The organism is Sphingobium sp., from assembly GCF_048594625.1.
Classification (GTDB): Bacteria; Pseudomonadota; Alphaproteobacteria; order Sphingomonadales; family Sphingomonadaceae; genus Sphingobium.
Genome location: NZ_JBMDWL010000051.1, coordinates 1 through 2,409 on the forward strand (window position 1 = coordinate 1; position 2,409 = coordinate 2,409).

A 2,409-nucleotide genomic window follows, 5' to 3' on the forward strand; every position below is an offset into this window, starting at 1 on the left:
TCTGGGCTTTGTGGGTTTTTGGGTCTGGGGGCGGCTAATTTGGTGATTTTCGAGAACCTTCGGCCGCGGCCCGTGACGCGGCCGAACGCAGCGTACTTAAGTACGTGAGCACCGGAAGCGCAGAAAGTCGCCATTTGCAGCCCGCCCTGGACCGAATAGCCACACAGCCCTAAAATTGCGGCCCCGAAACCCCCGGCCCCAGCCGTTTGGGTTCCGGCCGCGGTGGCGATGCGGCATTATATCCGGGGTCGGGATCGGCGTCGGGCCTGCCCCCGCCCGACACGACGGTGCGGGTATAATCGATGCGGATGCGGACCCAGCTGCCCACCATCACCTTGCCGTTGACGCGGGGCGGCAGCACCAGAAACTGCCACGCCGCCCGCCGCACCGCCTTGGCAAAGCCCGACCCCAGCGGCGCTTCGCCCAGCGTCTGGCAATTTTCGACATGATAATGGTCGATGGTCTTGCACGCCACCAGCCCATATCCCCGCGCCGGCGCATTGGCGGGCAGGTAACTGCTCAATTCCGCATGGGTCGGCCGCCTGTACCATTCCGCCTCGAACAGCTGAACGCCGCCCGGCCCTTCGCCCGGTCCCTGCACCATGGCGCTGTCGCCCTTGCCCTGCCCCGTCGCGCCCTGTGCGCCCCTGGGCATGTTGCCGATGTCGGCGGACGCCATCTGCTCGCGGTTCAGCGTCAGGAATGGGAAAGGCGATGGCGGCTGCTCGGCGGGCTTTTCCACCGGGATCGGGGGGCGCACAACGGCGTCGGCCTGCTTCTGCGGCGACGACGTCTTCTTTTCCTCGCGCTTCTGGGTCTGTTCGGCCTTGGCCTGCGCGTCCTGCGTCTTTTCGCCGGTTTCGACGTCGAACGTCACGGGCAGGCGGTCGTCCACCTTGGGCGGCTGGAATCCCGGCGACAGGGTGAACAACGCCAGCAGCAGCAACAGGTTGAGCACCAGCGCGAACGCGATGCCGCCCGCGCGCTGCCGCACCTTGTCCCATGGAATCGAAGAAAAGTTCAAAATGCGGCGACCGGACTGAATGAAAGCGCGTCATGCCCAGACGGCGCTGCACAATCAAGTCCGTGCTTTGGCAAGTCCGTGCTTTGGCAAGTCCGTGCTGGTTGGCCCGCGCCCCGACAGGTCTATGCCCACGCCGCTGTCGCGCAACCGTCACGCAAAATCGTTGGCATGCCCCAATGATCTCGGCTAGGCCCGCCCGCGATGCTAACGAAGCTCTACCAATGGACCCTGGCAAAGGCCGCGCACCGCCACGCCGAACGGTGGCTTTTCGCCATCAGCTTCATGGAATCGAGTTTCTTCCCCATCCCGCCGCATCCGTTGCTGGGCCTGATGTGCCTTGCCCGGCCGGAACGGGCGATCCGCTTCGGCTTCATCTGCACCCTCGCGTCGGTGCTGGGCGGCCTGCTGGGCTATGCCATCGGCCATTTCCTCTATGAAGCGGTCGGGCAGCAGATCCTCACCGCGCTGGGCCTTGCCGCCAAATTCCCGGTCGCGGCCTGTTACCTGCGCGATTACGGGGCGGAAATCATCCTGATCAAGGGCGCGACGCCGATCCCGTTCAAGCTGATCACGATCACCGCGGGCTTTATCGGCCTGTCGCTCTTCACCTTCCTGTGGGCCAGCATCGTCAGCCGCGCCTTTCAGTTTATGCTGGTCGGCTTCCTGTTCTGGAAATTCGGCCGCCCAATCAAGGCATTCATCGAAAAATATCTCGCCCTCCTGTCCGCGATTTTCCTCGTGCTGGTGGTCGGCGGCTTCCTTGCCGCGTCGATGCTGACCGGCGGCGGCGGGAAGAAGGACGACAGGTGCAGCCACGCCACCATGGCGACGGTCGGCTGAACCTTCCCATGCAAAAACTGATCGCCGCCCCGTTCGCTCGCCCGAATCTGGCGGCGCTGCTCGCCGGGTTCCTGTCCGCCACCGGGTTCGAACCGCTGCGCCTCTGGCCCGTGACGCTGGCCTGCCTTGCGCTGCTGATCCTGCTGATCGACCGCGCGCCCGACCGCCGCGCCGCCTTCGCCCGCGGCTGGCTGTTCGGCGTCGGCCATTTCACGCTGGGCCTCAACTGGATCGCCCACGCCTCCACCTTTCAGGACAGCATGCCGCACTGGCTGGGCTATGGCGCGGTGGTCCTGCTCTCGCTCTACCTCGCCGTCTATCCCGGCCTTGCGACGCTCTGCGCATGGTGGCTCGACAGGAAACGCCCCTCCCTTTCAAGGGAAGGGCTGGGGGTGGGTGCTGCGCGCGGCGCAGCCTGCAACTTGACCCTCCCCCTCCTTTTCGCCGCCAGCTGGCTCGCGGCCGAATATCTGCGCGCGACCCTGTTCACCGGCTTTGCCTGGAACCCGCTCGGCGTCACGCTGCTGCCCACCGGCATCGGCATC

General features: G+C 65.7%; 2 protein-coding genes and 1 pseudogene. 2 read left to right on the forward strand and 1 reads right to left on the reverse strand.

All coding sequences use genetic code 11. The annotated features are described in order from the left end of the window. Positions 1–169: 169 nt before the first annotated feature. Positions 170–1,024 (reverse strand): hypothetical protein, encoded by an 855-nt coding sequence (locus ACOJSJ_RS06570; RefSeq protein WP_420144190.1) that lies wholly within the window; start codon positions 1,022–1,024, stop codon positions 170–172. Between the two features lie 201 nt (positions 1,025–1,225). Here ACOJSJ_RS06570 and ACOJSJ_RS06575 point away from each other — a divergent pair, with 201 nt between their 5' ends. Both ACOJSJ_RS06575 and ACOJSJ_RS06580 read left to right on the forward strand, forming a co-directional pair. Beyond that, positions 1,226–1,864 (forward strand): YqaA family protein, encoded by a 639-nt coding sequence (locus ACOJSJ_RS06575; protein WP_420144191.1) that lies wholly within the window; start codon positions 1,226–1,228, stop codon positions 1,862–1,864. 8 nt (positions 1,865–1,872) lie between these two features. Continuing rightward, a pseudogene (locus tag ACOJSJ_RS06580) lies at positions 1,873–2,409 on the forward strand (apolipoprotein N-acyltransferase); the annotation flags it as partial.

What these genes read in the sequence shown, in the direction of transcription:
- ACOJSJ_RS06575 (WP_420144191.1), top strand. Translation starts at nt 1,226, where the DNA reads ATGCTAACGAAGCTCTACCAATGGACCCTGGCAAAGGCCGCGCACCGC.